21 protein-coding genes are annotated in these 24,682 nt (G+C 65.5%); 10 read left to right on the forward strand and 11 right to left on the reverse strand.

The features are described from left to right. The 6 genes from SMD10_RS16295 to eno all read right to left on the reverse strand — a co-directional run bounded on the left by SMD10_RS16295 (position 1) and on the right by eno (position 6,740). Positions 1-1,407, reverse strand: a complete 1,407-nt coding sequence (locus tag SMD10_RS16295) for a pyruvate dehydrogenase complex dihydrolipoamide acetyltransferase (protein ID WP_331686784.1) — start codon at positions 1,405-1,407, stop codon at positions 1-3. 11 nt (positions 1,408-1,418) lie between these two features. Then, entirely contained in the window at positions 1,419-1,865 is a 447-nt protein-coding gene (locus SMD10_RS16300; protein WP_331686785.1) for an SRPBCC family protein, read from the reverse strand. Positions 1,866-1,901: 36 nt separating this feature from the next. Continuing rightward, entirely contained in the window at positions 1,902-3,368 is a 1,467-nt protein-coding gene (locus SMD10_RS16305) for a pyruvate dehydrogenase complex E1 component subunit beta (RefSeq protein ID WP_331686786.1), read from the reverse strand. A gap of 12 nt (positions 3,369-3,380) precedes the next feature. Next, complete coding sequence (pdhA, locus tag SMD10_RS16310; RefSeq protein WP_432757259.1) at positions 3,381-4,475, reverse strand: pyruvate dehydrogenase (acetyl-transferring) E1 component subunit alpha; 1,095 nt, start codon at positions 4,473-4,475, stop codon at positions 3,381-3,383. 167 nt (positions 4,476-4,642) lie between these two features. Further along, on the reverse strand, positions 4,643-4,951 hold the full coding sequence (locus tag SMD10_RS16315; protein ID WP_331686787.1) for an FtsB family cell division protein: 309 nt from the start codon (positions 4,949-4,951) through the stop codon (positions 4,643-4,645). Positions 4,952-5,459: 508 nt separating this feature from the next. Continuing rightward, entirely contained in the window at positions 5,460-6,740 is a 1,281-nt protein-coding gene (gene eno / locus SMD10_RS16320; protein ID WP_331686788.1) for a phosphopyruvate hydratase, read from the reverse strand. 171 nt (positions 6,741-6,911) lie between these two features. On the opposite strand from eno, the gene SMD10_RS16325 reads away from it, so the two are divergent. Continuing rightward, on the forward strand, positions 6,912-7,172 hold the full coding sequence (locus SMD10_RS16325) for a hypothetical protein (protein ID WP_331686789.1): 261 nt from the start codon (positions 6,912-6,914) through the stop codon (positions 7,170-7,172). A 91-nt stretch (positions 7,173-7,263) separates the two neighbouring features. On the opposite strand, the gene kdsA is transcribed toward SMD10_RS16325, so the two are convergent. The 4 genes from kdsA to tpiA form a co-directional block, all read right to left on the reverse strand. Further along, on the reverse strand, positions 7,264-8,100 hold the full coding sequence (gene kdsA / locus SMD10_RS16330) for a 3-deoxy-8-phosphooctulonate synthase (protein WP_331686790.1): 837 nt from the start codon (positions 8,098-8,100) through the stop codon (positions 7,264-7,266). A gap of 16 nt (positions 8,101-8,116) precedes the next feature. Further along, the gene (gene pyrG / locus SMD10_RS16335) at positions 8,117-9,745 is read right to left on the reverse strand and encodes a CTP synthase (protein WP_331686791.1); all 1,629 of its coding nucleotides are present in this window, start codon (positions 9,743-9,745) and stop codon (positions 8,117-8,119) included. Between the two features lie 108 nt (positions 9,746-9,853). Then, entirely contained in the window at positions 9,854-10,426 is a 573-nt protein-coding gene (secG, locus tag SMD10_RS16340; protein WP_331686792.1) for a preprotein translocase subunit SecG, read from the reverse strand. Between the two features lie 117 nt (positions 10,427-10,543). Further along, positions 10,544-11,302, reverse strand: a complete 759-nt coding sequence (tpiA, locus tag SMD10_RS16345) for a triose-phosphate isomerase (protein ID WP_331686839.1) — start codon at positions 11,300-11,302, stop codon at positions 10,544-10,546. Positions 11,303-11,524: 222 nt separating this feature from the next. On the opposite strand from tpiA, the gene SMD10_RS16350 reads away from it, so the two are divergent. The 6 genes from SMD10_RS16350 to lexA all read left to right on the forward strand — a co-directional run bounded on the left by SMD10_RS16350 (position 11,525) and on the right by lexA (position 17,790). Then, positions 11,525-13,411: a peptidylprolyl isomerase gene (locus SMD10_RS16350; protein ID WP_331686793.1), complete on the forward strand. Its 1,887-nt coding sequence runs from the start codon at positions 11,525-11,527 to the stop codon at positions 13,409-13,411. Further along, positions 13,408-14,439, forward strand: coding sequence for an anthranilate phosphoribosyltransferase (gene trpD, locus SMD10_RS16355; RefSeq protein ID WP_331686794.1), 1,032 nt, complete (start codon positions 13,408-13,410; stop codon positions 14,437-14,439). The genes SMD10_RS16350 and trpD overlap by 4 nt, the downstream gene beginning before the upstream one ends. Next, positions 14,436-15,248 (forward strand): indole-3-glycerol phosphate synthase TrpC, encoded by an 813-nt coding sequence (gene trpC / locus SMD10_RS16360; RefSeq protein WP_331686795.1) that lies wholly within the window; start codon positions 14,436-14,438, stop codon positions 15,246-15,248. Before trpD ends, trpC begins: the two co-directional genes overlap by 4 nt. After that, positions 15,245-15,748: a cyclic pyranopterin monophosphate synthase MoaC gene (gene moaC / locus SMD10_RS16365; protein ID WP_331686796.1), complete on the forward strand. Its 504-nt coding sequence runs from the start codon at positions 15,245-15,247 to the stop codon at positions 15,746-15,748. The genes trpC and moaC overlap by 4 nt, the downstream gene beginning before the upstream one ends. Before the next feature lie 4 nt (positions 15,749-15,752). After that, entirely contained in the window at positions 15,753-16,961 is a 1,209-nt protein-coding gene (locus SMD10_RS16370) for a molybdopterin molybdotransferase MoeA (protein ID WP_331686797.1), read from the forward strand. Positions 16,962-17,034: 73 nt separating this feature from the next. Further along, complete coding sequence (gene lexA / locus SMD10_RS16375; RefSeq protein ID WP_331686798.1) at positions 17,035-17,790, forward strand: transcriptional repressor LexA; 756 nt, start codon at positions 17,035-17,037, stop codon at positions 17,788-17,790. A 256-nt stretch (positions 17,791-18,046) separates the two neighbouring features. On the opposite strand, the gene SMD10_RS16380 is transcribed toward lexA, so the two are convergent. After that, on the reverse strand, positions 18,047-20,296 hold the full coding sequence (locus SMD10_RS16380) for a ComEC/Rec2 family competence protein (protein ID WP_331686799.1): 2,250 nt from the start codon (positions 20,294-20,296) through the stop codon (positions 18,047-18,049). Between the two features lie 109 nt (positions 20,297-20,405). On the opposite strand from SMD10_RS16380, the gene gltX reads away from it, so the two are divergent. The 3 genes from gltX (at position 20,406) to SMD10_RS16395 (ending at position 24,582) form a co-directional block, all read left to right on the forward strand. Continuing rightward, complete coding sequence (gene gltX / locus SMD10_RS16385) at positions 20,406-21,827, forward strand: glutamate--tRNA ligase (protein WP_331686800.1); 1,422 nt, start codon at positions 20,406-20,408, stop codon at positions 21,825-21,827. A gap of 155 nt (positions 21,828-21,982) precedes the next feature. Beyond that, complete coding sequence (gene gltA, locus SMD10_RS16390) at positions 21,983-23,272, forward strand: citrate synthase (RefSeq protein WP_331686801.1); 1,290 nt, start codon at positions 21,983-21,985, stop codon at positions 23,270-23,272. 128 nt (positions 23,273-23,400) lie between these two features. Further along, on the forward strand, positions 23,401-24,582 hold the full coding sequence (locus SMD10_RS16395) for a serine hydrolase (protein ID WP_331686802.1): 1,182 nt from the start codon (positions 23,401-23,403) through the stop codon (positions 24,580-24,582). Positions 24,583-24,682 lie beyond the last annotated feature (100 nt).

A 24,682-nucleotide genomic window follows, 5' to 3' on the forward strand; every position in this document is an offset into this window, starting at 1 on the left:
CTAGACCAGCATCGACATCGGGTTCTCGATGAAGCGCTTGAAGGCCGAGAGAAGCTCTGCTCCGAGCGCCCCGTCGACGGCGCGGTGATCGGTGGACAGCGTCGCCGTCATGACGGTGGCGACGGCCAGCGCGCCGCTCTTGACCACCGCACGCTGCTCGCCGGCGCCGACCGCCAGGATGGTTGCGTGCGGCGGATTGATGACCGCCGAGAAGTCCTTGATGCCGAACATTCCGAGATTGGAGACGGCCGTCGTGCCGCCCTGATACTCTTCCGGCTTCAGCTTGCGCGAGCGCGCCCGCTTGGCCAGATCCTTCATCTCGTTGGAGATGGTCGACAAGGTCTTTTCGTCGGCCTTGCGGATCACTGGCGTGATCAGCCCGCCCTCGATCGAAACGGCGACGCCGACATCGGCGTTCTTGTGCTTGATCATGGCCGCATCGGTCCACGAGACGTTGGCGTCGGGCACGGCCTTCAGCGCGAGCGCCATCGCCTTGATCACCATGTCGTTGACCGAGAGCTTGTAAGCCGGCTTCTCGCCCGCCTCGGTCTTCACCGTCGGCGCGGCCTCGTTGAGCTGCTTGCGCAATGCCAGAAGAGCGTCCAGCTCGCAGTCCAGCGTCAGATAGAAGTGCGGAACCGTCTGCTTCGATTCCACCAGGCGCCGAGCGATCGTCTTGCGCATGTTGTCATGCGGGATCTTCTCGTAGGAGCCCTCGGGGAACAGCTTGAGGATCTGCTCGTCGCTGGATGCCTTGGCCATCGGCGCTGCCGCCTCGGCCGCCTTGGGAGCTTCCGCGGCGCCAGATGCGGGCGCCTTCTGGGCGCCGGTTCCGGCCTTGGCCGCGGACTCGATGTCGGCCTTGACGATCCGGCCGCGCGGACCGGAGCCCGAAACGGCCGAGAGGTCGATGCCCTGCTCCTTGGCGAGACGGCGCGCCAGGGGCGAAGCGAAGACGCGGCCGCCTCCACCGTTCGCCGTTGCGTTCGGGGCCGGCTGAGGGGTCGTCCGCTGGTCGCCGCGCGCCGCCGGGTCCTTGGCTTCCTCGGTCGAGCCGACCGTGGCGGCATCGGCCTTGGGATCGGGTGCCACGGCACCGTTTCCGGAGGGCGGCGCCTTGGTGCCCGTGTCGCCGCCGCCTTTCGCCGCTTCCGCCGGATCTTCGCCGTCCGCCGCGAGAATGGCGATCAGCTCGTTGACCTTCACGCCTTCCGAACCCTCGGGGATGACGATCTTGGCGACGGTGCCCTCGTCGACCGCCTCGACCTCCATGGTCGCCTTGTCGGTCTCGATCTCGGCAATGACGTCGCCCGGCGCGACGCTGTCGCCCTCCTTCACCAACCATTTGGAGAGGTTGCCCTCCTCCATCGTTGGCGACAGAGCGGGCATGGTGACGTTGATCGGCATCAAAAATCTCCTCAGTGGCCCCTGCGCCGGGCATCATGGGCCTCGGCGTGGGCGGCGAGGTTGGCGAGGTGGTTGGCCCAGCCGCCTCTATGGTCTTCTATAAGTTGCTGGCGCGCGGCATCGTCCGCCTTAAGCCAACCCTGGTGTTCGATTCGAACCTCCGAGCCGCCCTCGGACGGCTCGATCCAAACCGAAACGACGGTATCGAACGTCCAGTCGTCGTCGGCCCATACCATCACCAATCCCCTGGGGGGATGGAATGCCGTGACCTGCGCCCGGGTGACGCGGCCGTCGCCTGCGGGGCTCACCCACGGCTCCAGCAGATCGCCTCCGTCGCGCGCGTCGAACTCGATCGTGTCGCGCCACCACGCCTTGAAGCACTCCGGCTTGGTGAGGCAAGCCCACACCTCCGACGGCGGAGCGTCGACCCATTGCGTCAGCTCAAGGACGTCGCTCACGATGCTGCTCCTCGGCGCTGGAAGCTCGGCATGGGGTCAATCCCGGTAGGTTACCGCCTTGACTGCGTCGATGACCTCCTTGACCGAAGGCAACGCCAGCTTCTCGAGGTTGGCGGCATAGGGCATCGGAACGTCCTTGCCCGCTACCTTGAGAACCGGAGCGTCCAGCCAATCGAAGGCCCGCGCCATCAGCTCCGAGGCGATATGGGCGCCGACCGAGCTCTGCGGGTAGCCTTCCTCGACGGTGACGCAGCGATTGGTCTTCTTGACCGACCGCACCACCGTATCGAGGTCCATCGGGCGGATGGTGCGAAGGTCGATCACCTCGGCGTCGATCCCCTCCTTCTCCAGTTCCTCCGCCGCCTTGACGGCGTAGGTCATACCGATGCCGAAGGAAACGATGGTCACGTCCTTGCCCTTGCGGTGGATACGCGCCTTGCCGATCGGTACCGTCCAATCGTCGATCTTCGGGATGTCGAAGGAATGGCCGTAGAGGATCTCATTCTCAAGGAAGATCACCGGATTGGGATCGCGGATCGCCGACTTGAGCAGCCCCTTGGCGTCAGCCGCCGTATAGGGCTGGACGACCTTGAGGCCCGGTACGTGGCTGTACCAGGCCGCATAGTCCTGGCTGTGCTGGGCCGCGACGCGGGCCGCGGCGCCGTTCGGTCCGCGGAAGACGATCGGGCAGCCCATCTGGCCGCCGGCCATGTAAAGGGTCTTGGCAGCCGAGTTGATGATCTGGTCGATCGCCTGCATGGCGAAGTTGAAGGTCATGAATTCGACGATCGGCCGCAAGCCGCCGAACGCCGCGCCGACGCCGAGGCCGGCAAAGCCGTGCTCGGTGATCGGCGTGTCGACTACGCGCCGGGCGCTGAATTCTTCGAGCAGCCCCTGGCTGATCTTGTAGGCACCCTGGTACTCGGCGACTTCCTCGCCCATCAGGAAGACCGACTCGTCGCGCCGCATCTCTTCGGCCATGGCATCGCGCAGCGCCTCGCGCACGGTCTGCGAGACCATTTCGGTACCGTCCGGAATCTCCTGGGCGAGATCGCCTTCGGCGTCGTCCGGCTCGGGATGCACCTTGCCCTCGGCCGGCACACGGCGAGCGTTTGCGTCGGCGACGGCGTCGCCGCCGGAGGCTTGGCCACCCTGGCCGCCCGCACCGTCGGCGGAGCGCTGCTCATGCGGCTCCGAATCCGCTGCCGGCTCGGTTTGCGCCGGCTTCGATGCCGCGGCATCGATGGCACTTGCATCCTCGCCTTCCTCGAGAAGCACGGCGATCGGGGCGTTCACCTTGACGCCCTCGGTGCCGGCCTGCACCAGGATCTTGCCGAGCGTTCCCTCATCGACCGCCTCGACCTCCATGGTCGCCTTGTCGGTCTCGATCTCTGCGATCACGTCGCCCGGAGCGACGGCGTCGCCTTCCTGCTTGATCCATTTGGACAGCGTACCCTCTTCCATCGTCGGCGAGAGGGCCGGCATCAAAATCTGCGTAGCCATGGTGCGTTCTCTTTATTCGGCCGCCTGAGGGATCTCGTCTGCGTAGATGTCGGTCCACAGCTCGGCCGGATCCGGCTCCGGATCGTTCTGGGCGAAGTCGGCGGCGTCCTGAACGACGTCGCGGACCTCCTTGTCGATTCCCTTCAGTTCATCCTCGCCGAGACCGTGCTCTTCCATCAACCGCCGGCGAACCTGCTCGATCGGATCGCGCTCGGACCGCATCTGCTGGACTTCGTCGCGAGTCCGGTACTTGGCCGGATCAGACATCGAGTGGCCGCGATAACGGTAAGTCATCATTTCCAGAATGACCGGCCCGTTGCCCTTGCGGCAATGATCGAGGGCCACGTCGCCCGCCGCCTTGACCGCGCGAACGTCCATGCCGTCGACCTGAATGCCGGGAATTTTGAAGGAAATGCCGCGATGGGCGAAATTCGTCTCGGCCGAAGCGCGATTGACCGAGGTGCCCATGGCATAGCGGTTGTTCTCGATGACGAAGATTACCGGCAGCTTCCACAAAGAGGCCATGTTGAAGCTCTCGTAGACCTGGCCCTGATTGGCCGCGCCGTCACCGAAATAGGTCATCGAGACCGCGTCGGAGCCCTTGTAGCGGTTGGAGAAGGCCAGCCCGGTGCCGATCGGTACCTGTGCGCCGACGATGCCGTGCCCGCCGAAGAAGTTCTTTTCCTTGGAGAACATGTGCATCGAGCCGCCCTTGCCGCGGGAGTAGCCCGAGCGGCGTCCGGTCAGCTCGGCCATGACGCCGCGCGCTTCCATGCCGGTGGCCAGCATGTGGCCGTGGTCGCGGTAGCCGGTGATGATCTGATCGCCCTCCTTGAGGGCCATCTGCATGCCGGTGACGACGGCTTCCTGACCGATATAGAGGTGGCAGAAGCCGCCGATGAAACCCATGCCGTAGAGCTGGCCCGCCTTCTCTTCGAAGCGGCGGATCAACAGCATGTTGCGATAGGCCTTGAGGTCGTCGTCCTTGGAAAACTTGGAGGGAGGCGGCGTCTCGAAATGTTCCAGCGTTTGGACGATCTCGGCCTTCGACATGCCGCTTTCGCCAGTCGATTTGGAATCGGCCTTCTTTTGTCTGGTCGCCGCCATGCGGTCCTCCGGTGCGTTGCCGCTTGCTGCCTCTGGCAGCTGCTGGCGCAGACTATAGGCCCGGAAAACGCAGAAACAAGAGATCGTCGCTAATATAACTGAACGTGAGTTAAGCAGGCTTTTGAAAGAAAACTTAACTCACGTTCAGTTATTATTGCGGTCGCGTCTCAGCGCATGATCACGATCTCGTCGGGTGCGGCATAGTTGAGCGCCCGACGCGCCCGCTCGTCGATCATGTCGCGCTCCAGCGTGCCGTCATGCAGCAGTTGAACCCGACGTTCGAGCTGGACGCGGTCCTTGTGAAGCTTCTCCTGCCGCGCCTGTGCCTCTTCCAGACGCTGCGACAGTTCGTGCTTGGCTTCCAATCCGTACTGCCCGCTCTGGGCGTGCATGGCGAAATAGGCGAGAAAACTGGCCGTGATCGCTGGCACGATCAGGCGCCCGACCTTGGTGTTTCGTTTCTGTCTGGTCCACATACCGGTCTCGATGGCCGAAAAAGAGATACAATGGCCCGGGTCGACAAACGCAACTCCGCAGATCGGTTGGCCAATCATGCCGGACGCGATGGATCCTGTCCTGAAACTGGATCATGCGACGTCAGGGTTAATTTCTTATTGCCCCAGCGTGGCCGACAACGCTTTGAAACTGCGAATAAAACATCAGCTCTGCCCGCCCGTCGCCTTAATCTGCAGAGATTCGCGGCGAGCCCCAGCCGTGAGGCGATGGCGGCCCCCGTTCCGCGTTAGCCGGAGCGATCTGCCAACTCGACATGACGGCGCTCAAGAGCCTAGCCGCAGGAAACCGCCTTCACGTTTGCCGATGGCCACCGGACGACGCGACCCGCTCGCAGCCGTTTTTCATCGGTCCCTGAGGCTTTTGCCGTCATGGCGCTCGAACGAGAACGGGCCCGGCTGACGAACAGCCGAGCCCGTGCAATGGACCTCGGAAAGGGCCGGACAAAGGACCGGCCCGCAGGTGAGGATATCAGCGCTTCTTCAGGATGCTGCGGCCAGCATAGACCGCGGCGTCGCCCAGCTCTTCCTCGATGCGCAGGAGCTGGTTGTACTTGGCCAAGCGGTCGGAGCGCGACAGCGAGCCGGTCTTGATCTGTCCGCAGTTGGCGGCGACGGCGAGGTCGGCGATGGTCGAATCCTCGGTCTCGCCCGAGCGGTGCGACATCACGGTCGTGTAGCCGGCGCGATGCGCGACGTCGACGGCGTCGAGCGTCTCGGTCAGCGAGCCGATCTGATTGACCTTGACCAGCAGCGAGTTTGCGACGTGCTTCTCGATGCCCTGGCGCAGACGTTCCGAATTGGTGACGAACAGGTCGTCGCCGACCAGCTGGCAGCGGTCGCCGATCTTGGCGGTCAGCGTCGCCCAGCCGTCCCAGTCGTCCTCGGCCATGCCGTCCTCGATCGAGATGATCGGATAGGCACCCATCAGCTCCGCCAGGTAATCGGCCATCTCTGCCGAGTTCAGCTTGCGGCCCTCGCCGGCGAGATCATAGACGCCGTCCTTGAAGAACTCGGACGACGCGCAGTCGAGCGCGATGTAGACGTCCTCGCCCGGCTTGTAGCCGACGTTCTCGGCCGACTTCATGATGAAGTCGAGGCCTTCCTTGGCCGAAGCGAGTCCCGGAGCGAAGCCGCCTTCGTCGCCGACATTGGTGTTGTGGCCGGCGTCCTTCAGCATCTTCTTCAAAGAGGCGAAGATCTCGGCGCCCATGCGCAGCCCTTCCGCGAAGGTCGGCGCGCCAACGGGCATGATCATGAATTCCTGGAAATCGATCGGATTGTCGGCATGCGCGCCGCCATTGATGATGTTCATCATCGGCACGGGCAGCACGTGTGCGCTGGTGCCGCCGACATAGCGATAGAGCGGCAGGCCGGCAGCCTGGGCCGCAGCCTTGGCGACGGCGAGCGAGACGCCGAGGATGGCGTTGGCGCCGATGCGGCCCTTGTTCTTGGTGCCGTCCAGATCGATCAGCGTCTTGTCGATCTTCAGCTGATTCTCGGCCTCGAAGCCCACGACGGCCTCGGCGATCTCGCCGTTGACCGCGTCGACGGCCTTGGTGACGCCCTTGCCGCCATAGCGCTTCTTGTCGCCGTCGCGCAGCTCGACCGCTTCATGCACGCCGGTGGAAGCGCCCGAGGGGACGGCGGCGCGGCCTTCGGAGCCGTCTTCCAGAACCACGTCGACCTCGACCGTCGGGTTGCCGCGGCTGTCGAGGATCTCGCGTCCAATGATATCGATGATGGCAGTCATGCCCTTCATGCTCCTTTGCCAAACGAACGTTCGCCGCCTTCTAATCGATTTTTCGGAGGAAATGTATGGCGTAGGTGCGGCAAATCGCCGATTTCGCGCTTCGCGACAGGAGGGGTCGATTTCGCAACCCCTGGCCGGTCCAGAAGGGCTTTCTTATATTACGGCCGAAAGATGTCGGCGAACGCTGAAGCGGAGGAGCATTCAATGCCGAAAAGAGTTGAGTTCGAGCGCCGTGGATTTGAGGAGCTCGTGAAAATCGACGGGATCGTCGTGGGCCGCCTCACCGGCGCGAACGGTCGCCGCAGGATGTTATGGCGCTCGGCGCATCTGGTCGACGACGACAAGGTGGCGGAGTTCGAGCGAGCCTTCGCCGATACCGATCAATCCAGCTCGGCGGCCGAGACCGAGCTGCGCCGGGCCGGTCTGGCCTGATCTATAGGGAATCGACCGCGCGGCGGCTCGGCCGCCCGCGGCGGCCTCGATCGAGGATTGTCGATCCGGGAGCCGCGTCCAGGTCTGGATCTTAGTTCAGACCTTTTGCCACCCGGTCCAGCGCCACGAGACGGCCGAGGAGTTCGGCCATCCGGTCGAGCGGCACCATGTTCGGGCCGTCGGACGGCGCATGATCGGGATCCTCATGGGTCTCGATGAAAAGGCCGGCCACCCCGACGGCCACCGCGGCGCGCGCCAGCGTCTCGACAAATCGCCGCTCCCCTCCTGACGAACCGCCCTGCCCGCCGGGCTGCTGCACCGAATGCGTGGCATCGAACACCACCGGCGCGCCCATCTCGGCCATGATCGGCAGGGCGCGCATGTCGGAGACGAGCGTGTTGTAGCCGAACGAGGCGCCGCGCTCGGTCAAGAGCACGTTGGGATTGCCGCTGTCGGTGACCTTGGCGAGCACGTTCTTCATGTCCCAGGGGGCGAGGAACTGGCCTTTCTTGATGTTGATCACCCGGTCCGTCTTGGCGGCGGCGATCAACAGATCGGTCTGGCGGCAGAGGAACGCCGGGATCTGCAGGATATCGCAGGCCTCTCCCACCACGGCGCACTGCTCCTCGGTGTGGACGTCCGTCAGCACCGGCAGATCGAAGGTCCGCTTGATCTCGTCGAACACCGGCAGCGCGCCCTCGAGACCGATGCCGCGCCTGCCGGACAGGCTGGTGCGGTTCGCCTTGTCGAAGCTCGCCTTGAAGACGTAGCCGATGCCGAGATCCTCTGTGATCCGCTTCATCTTCTCGGCGATCATCAGCGCGTGGTCGCGGCTTTCCATCTGGCAAGGGCCGGCAATCAGCGTGAACGGCTTGTCGGACGCGAAGGTGGCGGAGCCGACCGAGACGGTGCTGGCGGGCGACGACATGGGCGATCCTCCCGGTTTATACGAGCCGCGACCGCTCGACCGCCGCCGCGATGAACGAGGCGAACAGCGGATGGGGTGCGAACGGCCGCGACTTCAGCTCGGGGTGGTACTGCACGCCGATGAACCACGGATGGTCGGCGAGTTCGACTGTCTCCGGCAGCAGGCCGTCCGGCGACATGCCGGCAAAGACCATACCTGCTTCCTCGAGCTGTTCGCGGTAGGAGCGATTGACCTCGTAACGGTGACGGTGGCGTTCGGAAATATGCGTATCGCCATAGATCTCGGCGATCTTCGACCCCGGCTTGAGCGCGGCGTCATAGGCGCCGAGCCGCATGGTGCCGCCAAGATCGCCCTCGGACGCCCGCTGCTCCAGCTCGTTGCCTTTCATCCACTCGGTCATCAGTCCGACCACCGGCTCCTCGGCCGGACCGAACTCGGTCGAGCCCGCCTTTTCGATGCCCGCCATCGAACGCGCCGCCTCGATCACCGCCATCTGCATACCGAAGCAGATGCCGAAATACGGCACCTGATGCTGGCGCGCGAAGCGGGCGGCCAGGATCTTGCCCTCCGAGCCGCGCTCGCCGAAGCCACCCGGCACCAGGATGCCGTTGACGCGCTCCAGATAGGGCGTCGGATCCTCCTTCTCGAAGATCTCCGACTCGATCCAGTCGAGCCGTACCTTCACCCGGTTGGCGATGCCGCCATGCTGCAGCGCCTCGATCAGCGATTTATAGGCGTCCTTGAGGCCGGTGTACTTGCCGACGACGGCGATCGTCACCTCGCCTTCCGGGTTGCGCACGCTGTCGACCACCTGGGTCCAGCGCTTCAAATTCGGCTTGGGCGCCGGGTCGATGCCGAAGGCGGCGAGCACCTCGGTGTCGAGGCCTTCCTTGTGATAGGCGATCGGCACGTCGTAGATGGTGGCCACGTCCAGCGCCTGGATCACGGCCGACGGGCGGACGTTGCAGAACAGCGAGAGCTTGCGGCGCTCTTCGGCCGGTACCGGCCGGTCGGCTCGCACCATCAGGATGTCGGGCTGGATGCCGATGGCGCGCAGTTCGCGCACCGAATGCTGGGTCGGCTTGGTCTTCAGTTCGCCGGCCGTCGGGATATACGGCATCAACGTCAGGTGAACGTAGACCGCGCCGCCGCGCGGCAGGTCGTTGCCGAGCTGGCGGATCGCCTCGAAGAACGGCAGCGCCTCGATGTCGCCCACCGTGCCGCCGATTTCGCACAGCACGAAATCATACTCTTCGTTGCCGTCGAGGACGAAGTTCTTGATCGCGTCGGTGACGTGCGGAATCACCTGGATGGTTGCACCCAGATAGTCGCCGCGCCGCTCTCGGCTGATGATGTCCTGATAGATTCGGCCGGTGGTGATGTTGTCCATCCGGCTCGCGGGTCGGCCGGTGAAGCGTTCGTAGTGGCCGAGATCGAGATCGGTCTCCGCGCCGTCGTCGGTGACGAACACCTCGCCATGCTGCAAGGGGCTCATCGTGCCCGGATCGACGTTGAGATAGGGATCGAGCTTTCTGAGGCGAACGCGGTATCCGCGTGCTTCGAGAAGAGCTCCGAGAGCTGCCGAAGCGATGCCTTTTCCCAGAGAGGAAACCACGCCGCCAGTGATAAAGATGTATCGCGCCATGGACCTTCCCGATACCTGCTCCGGCCTTTTTTGGCCACCCCAAAATCCGGCCAAACAAAAGTCGGGGCGCACTCGGCGCCCCGCATCCCCAGAAAATTTCGGAAGCCGTTATTGGGCCGGCGTCGTCGTACCATTGTCCTCGGGAGCCGTGGTCGGCTCCGAGGAGGTGTCGTTCTGCGCCGGAGCCTGGGTCGCCGGAGCGGAATCGGTTTCCGGAGCCGGTGCGGCTTCCTGGTCGGCGCCGCCGGCCGGAACGTCGGACGAAGGCTCGGCGGCGGCGGGCGCCTGCTCCTGCGAAGCGGCCGGCGCCTGCGGTTCCGTCGGCGCCTGCTGAGTCGCCCCGGCAGGAACCGCATCGTCGTCCTCCGCCGGCAGACCGCCCAACTGATCCAGAAGGCTGCCGCTGTCGTCGCTCTGCTGGTTGGCCGGCAGACGCTCCAGAATATCGGTCGGACGCTCGCCGTAGCCGGCGAGCATCCCGAGAGCGATCGACGTCAGGAAGAAGGCGACCGCCAGGATCGCCGTGGTTCGCGTGAGCGCATTGGCCGCACCGCGCGCCGACATCAGGCCGCCGCCCCCGCCGCCGATCCCCAGAGCGCCACCTTCGGAGCGCTGCAGCAGGACCACGACGACGAGCGCCAGGACGATCATCAGGTGAACGATGATGAGGATGGTTTCCATATTTCTTCGCAAACGTCGATCATGAGGACGCGCGCCTTGTATAGGACGCAGCCCGCCATTCCAACCGCCTTCGAGCCGAAAGCCTAAACTGTCTTGCCGGACAGAGCTTTCAGCGCATCAGTCGCCTTTCGATGCCTCGCATATCGCGATGAAGTCGTCCGCCTTCAAGCTCGCTCCGCCGACCAGGGCGCCGTCCACATTGGCGACCGCCAGCAGTTCCGTGGCGTTCGAGGGCTTGACCGAACCGCCGTAGAGCACGCGGACCGCGCGGCCCTGCGCGTCGCCGAACCGCTTCGTCAGGCGCTCGCGGATGAAGGCATGGGCCTCGGCGACATCCTCGACGGTCGGCGTCTTGCCGGTGCCGATCGCCCAGACGGGCTCGTAGGCAATGACCAGATTGGCGGCGGTCGATGCATCAGGCAGCGATCCGTCGAGCTGGCTGCCGAGCACGTCCAGCGTCTCGCCGGCGTCGCGCTGCGCCTCGCTTTCGCCGATGCAGACGACGGCGACGAGGCCCGCGCGCCAGGCCGCCTCGGTCTTGTCGCGAACCAGTTCGTCGCTTTCGCCGTGATCGGTGCGGCGTTCGGAATGGCCGATGATGACGTGGCTGGCTCCGGCATCCTTGAGCATCGGCGCCCCGATGTCGCCGGTATGCGCGCCGGAATCGGCGGCGTGGCAATCCTGGCCGCCGATCTCGACGGCCGAGCCGGCAACCTCGCGCGCGGCGCCAATGATTGTGGCCGGCGGGCAGACGAGAATGTCGCAGCGTCCGGCCAGACCGCCCTGGGCAGCCTCGACGACCTGGCGCAGCTCGGCCAACTGCCCGCGCAGCCCGTTCATCTTCCAGTTGCCCGCAATCAATTGCTTGTCGGCCATCATCTCGTCCTCTTTCCCGCCGGAATGCGGGGCCAGACCTACGCCGGAGCGCCCATGAAATCAATCGACGCGCCTTGCGCTGAATGGCCTCGGTTTTCTATTAGACGCCTGTCGGGCGGCGCGAGCGCGAGACCGCTCTCCGTTCCGGCGCCGGAACGGACGATCGAAGCGTCCCGCCGTGGCAAGTGGGCAGGCCGGGCATGTGTGCCAGGAGGGTTTTAAATGCTGAACGCATTGCGCAAGGGCGCATCGAGCTGGGTCGCCAAACTTCTGCTCGGCATTCTGGTGATCAGCTTCGGCATCTGGGGCATCGCCGACGTGTTTCGCGGCACGGCGTCCACCACGGTGGTCACCGCCGGCGAGACGGAGGTGCCGATCCAGGACTACGCCTTTGCCTATCAGCGGGCGCAGACGGCCTTGTCGCAGCAGATGGGGCGCCGCCTCACCCGCGAAGAGGCTGAAGGCTTCGGCGTCGATCAGCAGGTCTTGAGCCAGCTCATCGCCGATGCGGTTCTGGACGAACAGGCGCGCCGCCTCGGCCTCGGCCTTTCGGAAAGCCGGCTGGGCAGCCTGATCGCCGAGGATCCGTCGTTTCACGATCAGACGGGCGGCTTCTCGCGTCAGGCGTTTCGCCAGGTCCTGAGCTCGGTCGGGCTGAGTGAGGAATCCTACGTCCGCAATCGAGAAAACGCAGCGGTGCGCGGCCAGATCGTCGAGGCCGTGGCCGACGGAGCGATGCTGCCGCAGACCGTCGAGACGGCGGTCGGCCTCTATATCGGCGAACGGCGGACCGTCGACTACCTCGTGCTGCCGCCATCGCTGGTGCAGCCAGTGGCCAACCCGGACGACGCGGCGCTACAGGCCTATTTCAACGAGAAGAAAGCGGCCTATAAGGCGCCGGAATATCGCGGGCTCGCCTATGCCGAGCTGACGCCGTCGACGATCGCCGATCCGCAGGCGGTCTCGGAGGATCAGGTCAAGGAAGATTACGAGCGCAATGCCCAGCGCTTCACCACGCCGGAAAAGCGGCGGATCGAGCAGGTAGTGTTTCCGGACAAGGACGCCGCCGACGCGGCCCGAGCCGAGATCGACGGCGGCACATCGTTCGAAGATGTCGTCAAGGAAACCGGCCGGTCGATCGAGGACGCCGATCTGGGGCTCCTGGCGCGCGGCGACGTGCCGGACCAGGCCATTGCCGAAGCGGCGTTCTCTCTCGACCAGGGCGCAGTGAGCGATGTCGTCGACGGCATGTTCGGTCCGGCCCTGGTGCGGGTGACGGAGATCGAGCCCCAGGCGGTGCGCCCCCTCGCCGAGGTCGAACCGCAGATCCGCCAGGAACTGGCCCTGGAAAGCGCCACCGATGCCGTCTTCGCAGCCTACGACACCTACGAGGACGCCCGGGCGAGCGGTGCGACCTTCGAGGAGGCGACGCAAAAAGCCGGCATTCCGACCCAGTCGGTCGCCGCCATCGATCGCACCGGCCGCACGCCCGACGGCGAGGCGCTCGACCTGCCCGGCAAGGACGATCTGCTGGCGGCGGTGTTCGACAGCGAACCGGGCTTGGACAATCCGCCGATCAACATGCAGGCCGAGAGCGGCTATGTCTTCTACGACGTCAAGAGCATCGATCCCGCTCGGGACCGCACCCTGGACGAGGTGAAGGATCAGGTCGTCACGGACTGGAAGGCGGACGAGACACAGCGCCTGCTCGACGAAAAGGCCAAAGCCTATCTCGAGCGGCTGCAGAATGGCGAGGATCTGGCCGCGATCGCCGCGGACGCGGATCTGCAGCCGGCCTCGGCCGATGCGGTGACGCGGCAAACGGCGGTCAGCCAGCTGGGACAGGCCGGCGCCACGGCGGCCTTTTCGGGCGGCGTCGGCACGGCGGCCCAAGCTCCCGCGCCGAACGATTCGCGCATCCTGATCAAGGTGAAACAGGTCGCGCCGCCGGCCGATCCGCAGTCCAACGTGTCCGAGCAGCAGCGTCAGCAGTTGGCGACCACGATGGAGAACGATCTGTTCCAGAGCTACATCGCGCTGCTGCAGGGCGAGTATCCGGTTCGCGTCTATCCGCGTGCCGTCGAACAGGCACAGGGGATGCTGCGATGAGCACACAACTCAAGCCTCTTCTCGGCAAGGTCGCGGCCGGGGCGGCGCTCAGCCGCGCCGAGGCGGAAGAGGCCTTCTCGATCCTGATGTCGGGCGAGGCCACGCCGTCCCAAATCGGCGGCTTCCTGATGGCGCTTCGCGTGCGTGGCGAGACCGTCGACGAGATCGCCGGCGCCGTCTCGGTGATGCGCGCCAACATGGTGCCGGTCGAGGCGCCGAAAGAGGCGATCGACATCGTCGGCACCGGCGGCGATCATGCCGGAACGCTCAACGTCTCGACCTGCTCGGCATTCGTCGTGGCCGGCTGCGGTGTGCCGGTCGCCAAGCACGGCAATCGGGCGCTGTCCTCCCGCTCCGGCGCCGCCGACGTGCTGATCGCGCTTGGCGTCAACGTCGATCTGAAGCCGGCGGCGATCTCTCGCTGCATCACTGAGGCCAATGTCGGCTTCATGTTCGCGCCGGCCCACCATTCGGCCATGCGCTTCGTCGGTCCAAGCCGCGTCGAACTGGGCACCCGGACGGTCTTCAACCTGCTCGGTCCGCTGTCCAATCCGGCGGGCGTCCGGCGCCTGCTGGTCGGTGTCTTCGCTCCCGAATGGGTGGTGCCGATCGCCGAGACGTTGCGCGCCCTCGGGACGGAAGCGGCCTGGGTGGTCCATGGCGACGGGCTGGACGAGATGACGGTCTGCGGCTCGACCCAGGTTGCGACGCTGACCGACGGCCAGATCACCACGTTCACGCTCGAGCCGGAATCCGTCGGCCTCGAACGCCATCCCCTGGCCGGCATCAAGGGCGGCGACGCCGAGGCGAATGCCGCCGCGCTGCGAGCGGTCCTGGAGGGTAAGCCGAGCCCCTATCGCGACATCGTGCTGCTCAACACCGCCGGGGCACTGGTGATGGCGGGCCGGGCCGAGGACCTGCGCGACGGCATCGAGCAGGCGCGACAGGCCGTCGACCAGGGTGCGGCGCTCGCCGTCCTCGACAAGCTGGTCGCGGTCAGCAACGATGCGGCGGAGGCGACCGAGTGACCGACATCCTCAAGAAGATCGAAGCCTATAAGCGCCAGGAGATCGCAGCCGCCAAGGCGCGAACCTCGCTGAGCGAGATCGAGGCTCGGGCGAAAGCGCAGAGCGCGCCCCGCGGCTTCGCCGAGGCCCTCAAAGGCAGGCAGGCCGACGGCGGCTTCGCGCTCATCGCCGAGGTCAAGAAGGCGAGCCCGTCGAAGGGCCTCATCCGCGCCGATTTTGATCCGCCGATCCTCGCCAGGCAGTACGAGGCAGGCGGCGCCGCCTGCCTTAGCGTGCTGACCGATACGCCTTCGTTCCAGGGTGATCCCAGCTTCCTGACGGCCGCGCGGGACGCCGTGTCGCTGCCGGCGCTGCGCAAGGATTTCATGTTCGAGCCGTATCAGGTGGTCGAGGCCCGCGCCTGGGGCGCCGACGCCATCCTGATCATCATGGCCGCCGTGGACGACGCCTGTGCCGCGGAGTTGGAGGACACGGCTGCCGGTCTCGGCATGGACGTTCTCGTCGAGGTGCATGACGAGGCCGAATTGGAACGGGCGATGAAGCTGCGCTCGCCGCTGGTCGGCATCAACAACCGCGATCTCAAGACCTTCCATACCGATCTGGCCGTGTCGGAGCGCTTGGCGAAGCTCGTGCCCGACGACCGGCTGCTGGTCGGCGAAAGCGGCATCTTCACCCACGGCGACTGCCAGCGGCTTGCAGACGCGGGTGTTCGCGCCTTTCTCGTCGGCGAGAGCCTGATGCGACAGGCCGATGTCACTGCCGCGACCCGGCTGCTTCTGACCGGCGTCGAGGCGGGAGCCGCAGCATGACGGATACGCCCCAGGCCTCTGAGACCGGTCTGACCCATATCGACGCCAGCGGCCATGCGCGCATGGTCGACGTCGGCGAAAAAGTCGAAACGCAGCGCGTGGCGCGCGCCGAAGGGCTCGTTCTGATGACGCCCGAAACCCTGTCGCTGATCGTCTCGGGTCAGGCCGCCAAGGGCGACGTGCTGGCGGCCGCGCGCATCGCCGGCATCATGGCGGCCAAGCGCACCTCAGAACTGATCCCGCTGTGTCATCCGCTGATGCTGAATTCGGCGAAGGTGGACCTCGAAGCCGAACCCGCCCTGCCCGGTCTTCGCGTGACCGCGACGGTCAAGGTCGGCGGCAAGACCGGCGTCGAGATGGAAGCCTTGACCGCCGTCTCTGTCGCCTGCCTCACCGTCTACGACATGGTCAAGGCGGTGGAGCGCGGCATGACCATCACCGGTATCCGCCTGCTGGAGAAATCAGGCGGCAAATCCGGAACCTGGACTGCAGGAGCATAACATCATGATTTCCGTCGAGGAGGCGGTCGCCCAGCTCGTCGAAGGCGTGGAGCCGGCGTCGGGCACGGAAGACGTCGCCCTTCATGACGCGCTCGAACGCGTTCTCGCCACCGAGCTTCGCGCCACCCGCACCCAGCCCGATTTCGATTCGTCGGCCATGGATGGTTACGCCGTCCGCGCCGCCGATCTCGCCGATTTATCGCGGTCGCTCGAGGTGATCGGCGAGGCCGCCGCCGGCAGCGCTTTCGACGGGTCCGTCGGCAGCGGTCAGGCCGTGCGTATCTTCACCGGCGCGCCGGTGCCCGCCGGAGCCGACAGCATCCTGATCCAGGAGAATGCCGAGACGCTCGGCGATCGCCTGATCCGCGCCACCGCGGCGCCGTCTACCGGTCAGCACATCCGCCCGGCCGGCAACGATTTCGCTCAGGACGACATCCTGCTGTCCGTCGGCACCTGGCTGCGTCCGGGTGCCCTGGCCCTGGCGGCAAGCGGCGGCCATCCCATTCTGACGGTGCGGCGGCGTCCGCGAGTGGCCGTGCTGGCGACGGGATCGGAACTTGTGGCACCCGGAGAGCCGGTCGGTCCAGCTCAGATCGTCGCATCCAACGGCTATGGTGTCGCGGCCATCGTCCGGCGCGCCGGCGGCGAGATTCTGGACTATGGAATCGCCCCCGACGATCCCGCGAAGATCGCCGCCTGCGTCGATCGCGCGATCGACGAGCGAATCGATCTTCTGGTGACGATCGGCGGTGCTTCGGTCGGCGATCACGACCATATCGGTGCGGTCTTCGAGGCGAAGGGCGTTTCGCTCGATTTCTGGAAGGTGGCGATGCGGCCGGGCAAGCCGATCATGGCTGGGCGGCTGAACGGCATGCGGCTGATCGGGCTGCCCGGCAACCCGGCATCGAGCCTGGTGGCGGCCTCGGTGTTTCTGCGGCCGTTGGTGCGCGCGTTGGCTGGCCGGCAACCCGAACCCTTGACCCGAGTGGGCCGCACGGGCGTGGCGCTGCCCGCCAATCCGAGCGAACGCACGAACTTCCTGCGCTCCATATCGGAATTGTCGGCAGAGGGCGGCGCGATCGTGACGCCGATGGACCGGCAGGACTCCTCGCTCCTGTCGATCTATGCCCGCGCCTCGGCTCTGCTGATGCGGCCGGCTCAAGCGGCTCGTGCCGAAGCGGGGGATCCCTGCCTCTACGTCGACCTCGACTGACGAGTTCCGCTTGCGGAACACAACTAGAACAGCTAGATTTGTTCAGGTTTTGTTTTCGGAGGGATTCGCGGCGATGCTGACGCGCAAGCAGCACGATCTGCTGGTCTTCATTCATCAACGATTGAAGGAGGAAGGCGTGCCCCCCTCCTTCGACGAGATGAAGGACGCACTCGATCTGCGCTCGAAGTCGGGAATCCACCGGCTCATTACGGCGCTGGAGGAGCGGGGCTTCATTCGCCGGCTGCCGAACCGAGCCCGAGCCCTCGAAGTGCTCAAGCTGCCGGAGGGCATGCCTGAGCCCGCCAAGGCGAGAACCGGCTTCACGCCGAGCGTCATCGAAGGACGGGCACAGACCCCCAAGGCCGAAAGCGTCTCCCTGCCCCGCATCGGTGCGTTGGCCCGGCCGAGCCGCCCTGCGCCGGTCGAAGTGAGCGACGGAGCGGCGCTCAGCGTTCCGGTCATGGGGAGGATCGCCGCCGGCGTGCCGATCTCGGCGATCCAGCACCCGACTCATTCGATTCCGATCCCCGCCGACATGATCGGTGGCAGCGGCGAGCACTATGCGCTGGAGGTGAAGGGCGATTCGATGATCGAGGCCGGCATCCTCGACGGCGATACCGTGGTCATCCGTCGCTCCGATACGGCCACGCCCGGCGATATCGTGGTGGCGCTCGTCGACGACGAGGAAGCCACCTTGAAACGCTTCCGGCGACGCGGCGACCGCATTGCCCTGGAGGCGGCCAACCCGGCCTATGAGACGCGGATCTTCGGCTCGGATCGGGTGAAGGTACAAGGTCGGCTGATCGGGCTCATTCGCCGCTATTCCTAGAACGCCGCCCGTCGACCGAGGGCACGAATATCGTCGTGGCTCATCCATAGTCTTGCTCTATTGCAGGAACGCGGACACGGAGTGAGGTAACGGCTCCTCACAGCGTCATCCTCGGCCACCGTGCCGAGGATCCAGACCGCGTTGCCTGCCGCCGAGGCCGGATATCGGTCTACGCCGTAGCGCTGTGTGGCTGCCATCGTCTCCGGCAAGCATCAGCGCTCGGATCGATCCTGGAGATGGTCGATCGGCGAAGCTCTCAATCCTCGGATTTGCCGGCCTCGCCGTCAGCAATCTCCGGCTTTCGCCAATATTCCGGCCAGGGCGCCAGCCGATGGGCGTTCCACTCGGCGGGAACCGGGCCGATCGCCGTCTGCATCTCCGCCCGGCCCGTGGCCGGCGAGCGGGAAATAGCCAGTGATCCGGTGCGCCGCAGTGTCCTAAGCGTAACGAGAAGCGCGCCTGAGCGGCAGGCGTCCAGTCGGATCGCCCGTGCGACGATGGCGACGTCGGCCTCGTCGCAGGCTCGCCCGGTGAGTTCGTAGTCGTCGGTCCACACGATCGTCAGTCCCGAGCGGCTGACGGCGCGGCAGAAAGCCTCCTCGCAATCGAATGGCGAACCGGTGTCGGCGGTCGCCGTGCCGCCTCCATAGGCGCGCAGCCATTGGTCCGCGACGAACCCGTTGGGTCGCTCCTTGCGGAAGGAGACAGTGCCGTCCTCGGCGATCAGGGCCACCTCCTCGCCATCCTCGAAGATCAGCAATTCGGGCGGCGAGCCGGTCGCCAGCGCCAAAGCCAAACCGATGCCGGCCAAAGGCACCGCGATCCAACGCAGGCGGCTGGCGCAGAGGGTCGCCACCAGCAGAGCAGCCGTCAGCACCGCCAAGGCGAGCGGCGAGACGATCCCGCTCGCCGCGTCGGGCATATGGTCGGCCGTCAGGTGCGCGATGGCGAAGATCGCATCCAGTCCGATCGCCAGCAGATGCAGGAACGGCGCGTCGAGGCCAAAGGGCATCGCCAGCACGGACAACAACGCCAGCGGCATCACCCAAAGGCTGAAGATCGGCAGCGCCAGGAGATTGGCGACGAGGCCGAACGGCGCGAGGCGTTGGAAGTTATAGGCTGCGTAAGGCGCCGTGGCGACGCTCGCAATGAGCGACGATGCGGCGATGCCGACGAAAAAGAGTATCAGCTTTCGCCAAAGCGGCAGCGGCCCCCTCGACCGGGACGATCGCGCGGCGCGCCAGCGCGCGAAGCCGCCATAGGCCCCGACCAGCGCCGTGGTTGCGGCGAACGACATCTGAAAGCTCGCCGTCATCACGGCATGGGGGCCGAGAGCGATCACGATCAGCGCCGCGATGGCGACGTTGCGCAGCGTCAGGGCTGGCCTGTCGAAGAGGATCGCGAGCAGCATGACACCGAGCATGATGAAGGCGCGCTGCGTCGCCACGTTGGCGCCCGAGATGGCGAGATAGGCAGCGGCGACGACGATGGCGGCGGCGGCGGCCCATTTCTTGACGGGAAAGCGCAGCGCCAAGCCAGGAATGGCCGCCAGCAAGGCGCGAACCAGGGTCATCGCAAAGCCCGCCGCCAAAGCCATGTGCAGTCCGGAAATCGCCAACAGATGGGCGAGCCCGCTCTTGCGCAGCCACTCGGTGACGGTGTCGGGAATGCCGGACCGCTCACCGGTGACCAGCGCCGCGGCGACGCCGCCCGTGGCGCCGGGCAACACCGAGCGAATGCGCTCGGCGATGCCGAGATGCAGGCGCATGAGCTGCAGTGAAAGGTTTGACTGCAGCGTGTCTGATGCCGGTTCCGGCGCACCCAGGCTGAACCCGTACGCACCCAGCCCCTCGAAATAGGGCGAAAAGGCAAAGTCGTATCCGCCCGGATAGGCCGGGCCGGACGGCGGCATCAGGCGCACGAGGCCGCGATAGGTGCTGCCCAGCGGCAAGAAGCCGTGCCGGCTCGTCACCAGGATGCGGACCTCCTCGGGCGGCCGTGAGAGGTGGGGACGCTGCGTATCGGCGAGCCTTATCCGATAGCGCATCCGGCCGCGTTCGTCCTGGTCCCTCCAGACGACTGTGCCTTCGATCCGGGTGGTGACGTCGCCGGACAGGATCGTCGTCTCGGTGCGCTGCAATTCCCACTGGGCCAAAGCCACGCCGAGAAGCGCAAAACCGACGACCAGGGCCAAGCCGCTTCGCAGCGGCGCGCCGGACGTCCACCGCAGACTCGCAAGGCAGGGCACCGCGAGCCCAAGCGCCAACAGCGGCGGCCAGCGCCACGCCAAGCCATGCACCAGAACCACGCCGACGATCAGGCCGATGGGTGCCAGGGCAAAGCTGGAGCGCGCCGCCTCCTCGATCGCCATCGCGCGCGCCCACCAGCCCGGATCGGCCGTCGCCTCGGCATCGTCATGGCCGCCGACCGCGTCGACCCATCCGGCGCGCACGTTGCGGCGCCGGGCCGTGCTCGATGCGTAAAGATCGCGGTCGGCCGTACTCATCCCGCGCGTTCGCTGCCTTGTCTCTGCCGAGCGCTATGCTACACACCGGCACGACAAATCCGATCGAAAAAGATCGGCTGCCCTCATTTCTCATTCCCATGGAGTCGTCATGCCGGACCGCGTCGTGACCCGCTTCGCTCCCTCCCCTACGGGTTTTCTGCATATCGGCGGTGCGCGAACCGCTCTCTTCAATTGGCTCTACGCGCGGGCCAAAGGCGGCAGAATGCTGCTCCGGATCGAAGACACCGACCGCGAGCGATCCACCGAGGCCGCGGTTCAGGCCATCATCGAGGGGCTCGATTGGCTCGGGCTGAATGCCGACGAGCCACCCATTTCCCAATACGAGCGGGCGCCTCGGCATCGCGAGGTGGTCGATGAGCTGGTGCGCCGCGGTAAGGCCTATTTCTGCTACGCATCGCCTCAGGAGCTCGAGGAAATGCGCGAGAAGGCGCGCGCCGAGAAGCGCCCTCCCCGCTACGACGGTCGTTGGCGCGACCGCGACCCGTCCGAGGCGCCCGAGGGCGTCAAGCCGGTCGTGCGACTCAAGGCGCCGCTCGATGGCGAGACCGTGGTGCATGATTTGGTGCAGGGCGAGGTCCGCTTTCCGAACAAGGATCTCGACGATTTCGTTCTGCTGCGTTCCGACGGATCGCCCACCTACATGCTGGCCGTCGTGGTCGACGACCACGACATGGGCGTGACGCAGGTCATTCGCGGCGACGACCACCTGACCAATGCCGGACGTCAGACGCTGATCTACAACGCGATGGACTGGCCGGTTCCGGCGATGGCCCACATCCCGCTGATCCACGGCCCCGATGGGGCCAAGCTTTCCAAGCGCCACGGCGCGCTGGGTGTCGAGGCCTATCGCGCCATGGGCTACCTGCCGGTGGCGCTGCGCAACTACCTCGTTCGCCTCGGCTGGAGCCATGGCGACGACGAGATCATGACGACGCAGGATATGGTCGCCTGGTTCGACGTCACCGGCATCAACAAGGGTGCTGCGCGGTTCGACTTCGCCAAGCTGGAAGCCATCAACGGCCATTGGATCCGCCAGTCCAGCGATGCGGATCTGGTCGAGACGCTGATGTCCGAGCGCGACGTGCTGCCGAATGGCGAAATCCTGAAGCGGCGGCCGGACGCAACCGTGCGCGAGCTTCTGGCCGCCGCCATGCCGGGGCTGAAGGAACGCGCAAAGACCCTGGTCGAGCTCGTCGACGGGGCGGCTTTCCTGTTTGCCGAGCGGCCTCTGGCGATGGAGGAGAAGGCCCAGGCGATCCTGGATGACGGTGGGCGCGACATCCTGCACGCCCTGTTGCCGGATTTCACCTCGGCTCCCGAATGGACTGCAGAGGGGCTGGAAGGCATCGTGCGCAGTTTTGCCGAAGAGCAGGGCCTCAAGCTCGGCAAGGCGGCGCAGCCGCTGCGGGCTGCGTTGACGGGTCGCACGGTCTCGCCGGGGGTGTTCGACGTGCTGGCCGTGCTCGGTCGCGAGGAGGCGCTGGCACGTCTACAAGACCAGGCGGTCTGACCTAGATACCTTGATCTATTGATCCGGGAGGAGCCCCGCGGCCTCACGGATTGCTACAACTTGTTACCGACAACGCTTTGCGATAATCCACAATCGGCAGGAAGTTGCTCTGTTCCGCAGCCCGCCGGTCGCGGCCTTTAAAGAAGGGGAGATATATGTCGAATCAATCAGCCAAGTTGGGTTTTGGGGACAAAGAGTTCGACTTCGCTGTCCGGCAGGGAACTATCGGGCCCGAGGTTATCGACATCTCGTCTCTGTATAAACAGACGGGTGCCTTTACATTTGATCCTGGATTTACTTCCACAGCTTCGTGCGAGTCGAAGATCACTTATATCGACGGCGACGAGGGCATCCTCCTTCACCGCGGCTATCCCATCGAGCAATTGGCCGAAAGCGGTAACTTTCTCGAGACCTGCTATCTCCTCCTCTACGGCGAGTTGCCCACCGCGCGAGAGATGGAGGATTTCGAGCGTCGCGTCATCCGCCATACGATGATCCACGAACAGATGTCGCGTTTCTACGCCGGCTTCCGCCGGGATGCCCATCCGATGGCGGTGATGGTGGGTTCGGTCGGAGCGCTGTCTGCCTTCTATCACGACTCGATCGACATCTCCGACCCGCATCAGCGCATGGTCGCCTCGATCCGCATGATCTCGAAGATGCCGACGCTCGCCGCGATGGCCTTCAAGTACCACATCGGTCAGCCCTTCGTTTATCCGCAGAACCGCCTATCGTATGCGGAGAACTTCCTTCACATGTGCTTCGCCACGCCGTGCGAGCCGTATGAAGTCAATCCGGTGCTGGCGCGGGCGATGGACCGCATCTTCATCCTTCATGCCGACCACGAGCAGAACGCGTCGACTTCTACGGTGCGCCTGGCCGGCTCTTCGGGCGCCAATCCATTCGCCTGCATCGCGGCCGGCATCGCCTGCCTCTGGGGTCCCGCCCATGGCGGCGCCAACGAGGCGGCGCTCAACATGCTGATGGAAATCGGGACGAAAGACCGCATTCCGGAATTCGTCGCCCGCGCGAAGGACAAGGACGATCCGTTCCGGCTGATGGGCTTCGGCCATCGGGTCTACAAGAACTACGATCCGCGTGCCAAGATCATGCAGAAGACCTGCCACGAGGTGCTCGAGCAGCTCGGCGTCACCGACGACCCGCTTCTCGAAGTGGCGATGGAGCTGGAGCATATCGCGCTCCACGACGAATATTTCATCGAAAAGAAGCTCTATCCCAACGTCGACTTCTATTCGGGCATCACGCTGAAGGCGCTCGGCTTCCCGACCACGATGTTCACCGTCCTCTTCGCGCTCGCGCGCACGGTCGGCTGGATCGCGCAGTGGAAGGAAATGATCGAGGATCCGCACCAGCGCATCGGCCGCCCGCGCCAGCTCTACACCGGCGCGGCGCAGCGTGAATATGTGGCGATGGAAAAGCGCTGATCGGACCTTGAGAATGATGTGTTGGAAAGGGCGCCACGGCGCCCTTTCTTGCATCTCGGCCTGCCCCATGCTCGCATCATGGCAGTGCGGCGGCGCCGCGGCCTTGTCGTTTTCTGGAAGAGTTAGGCGTGCGAACCTTGCTGTTGATCCTGGCGTTGGGGGCAATCCTGCAATTGGCGACGACATCGGCCGGTGCCGCTCAACTCTCGAAGCAGCGGGAGGCGCTCGACGCCCTCTTGCACAGCGACAGCCTCGATCCGAACCATTTCGCGCCGGTTTTCCTGGACAAGGTCGCCCCCGCCGATATCGAGCGGATCATTGCGGACATGGAGCGCAAGGGCGGCGCGCTTCTGGCGATCGATCCAGATGGCGACGGTTTTCTCCTTCGTTTCGAACGCGCCGAGGTTCGTGCCAGCATCGCGCTGAGCGACGACGGGCGGATCAGCGGTCTCTGGTTTGGTGTGCTCACGCCGACCGGCGATTTCGAGTCTCTGGTCTCGGCGATCACCTCGCTGCCCGGCGATACGTCGCTGCTGGTCCTGGCCGACGGCGAGCCGCTGGCGCAGCATCGAGCCGGGACGCCGATGGCCGTGGGATCGGCCTTCAAGCTTGCGGTTCTGGTGGCGGTCGAGCGCGCCGTCGAGGCTGGGCGGCTGGACTGGGGTCGGACGGTCGACCTTTCCGCGTCGTGGAAGTCCCTGCCGACAGGCCAGTTGCAGGACTGGCCGGACGGTTCGCCCCTGACCGTCTCGACCCTTTCGCATCTGATGATGTCGCTTAGCGACAACACCGCTGCGGACGCGCTGATTCATCTGGTCGGGCGTGAAGCCGTCGAAGCGGTTTCGCCGCGAAACAGCCCGTTCTTGACCACGCGCGAGGCGTTCGTTCTGAAAGCCCGGTCGAATACCGACCTGCGCGCCCGGTGGCACGGGGCCGATGCCGGCGGCCGCCGCGCCATCCTCGAAGAGATCGCCGACCTGCCCTTGCCTGCCCTGGGCGATCTCATCGCCGCGCCGACGCTCGGCATCGAGTGGCAAATGACGGCGCGAGAGCTTTGCCGCCTGCTCGACGCGACGGCCGATCTGCCGAGCCTTGGCATCAACGCCGGTCCGATCGAACACGGCGCCTGGCGGCATCTTGCCTATAAGGGTGGTTCGGAAATCGGCGTGTTCAATCTCTCAAGCCGCGTCGTTGGCCGTGACGGCACGACCTATTGCTCCGTCGCGACCTGGAACGCCGAAAAGCTGCTGGAAGAGAACACATTGCTGACCCTTTATCGCGGTCTCCTTGCCCGCCTGCAAGATCGCTGACCGAGCGCGCCTATGGGGCCTAAATTTTTCTGGAGCCTGCCTGCCGAAATCCGGCGTCCCCCTTTATGGATGGCCCGCCCCTCCCGCCGACGCCTGTGTG

The organism is Consotaella aegiceratis (genome assembly GCF_036541425.1).
GTDB lineage: Bacteria > Pseudomonadota > Alphaproteobacteria > Rhizobiales > Rhizobiaceae > Consotaella > Consotaella aegiceratis.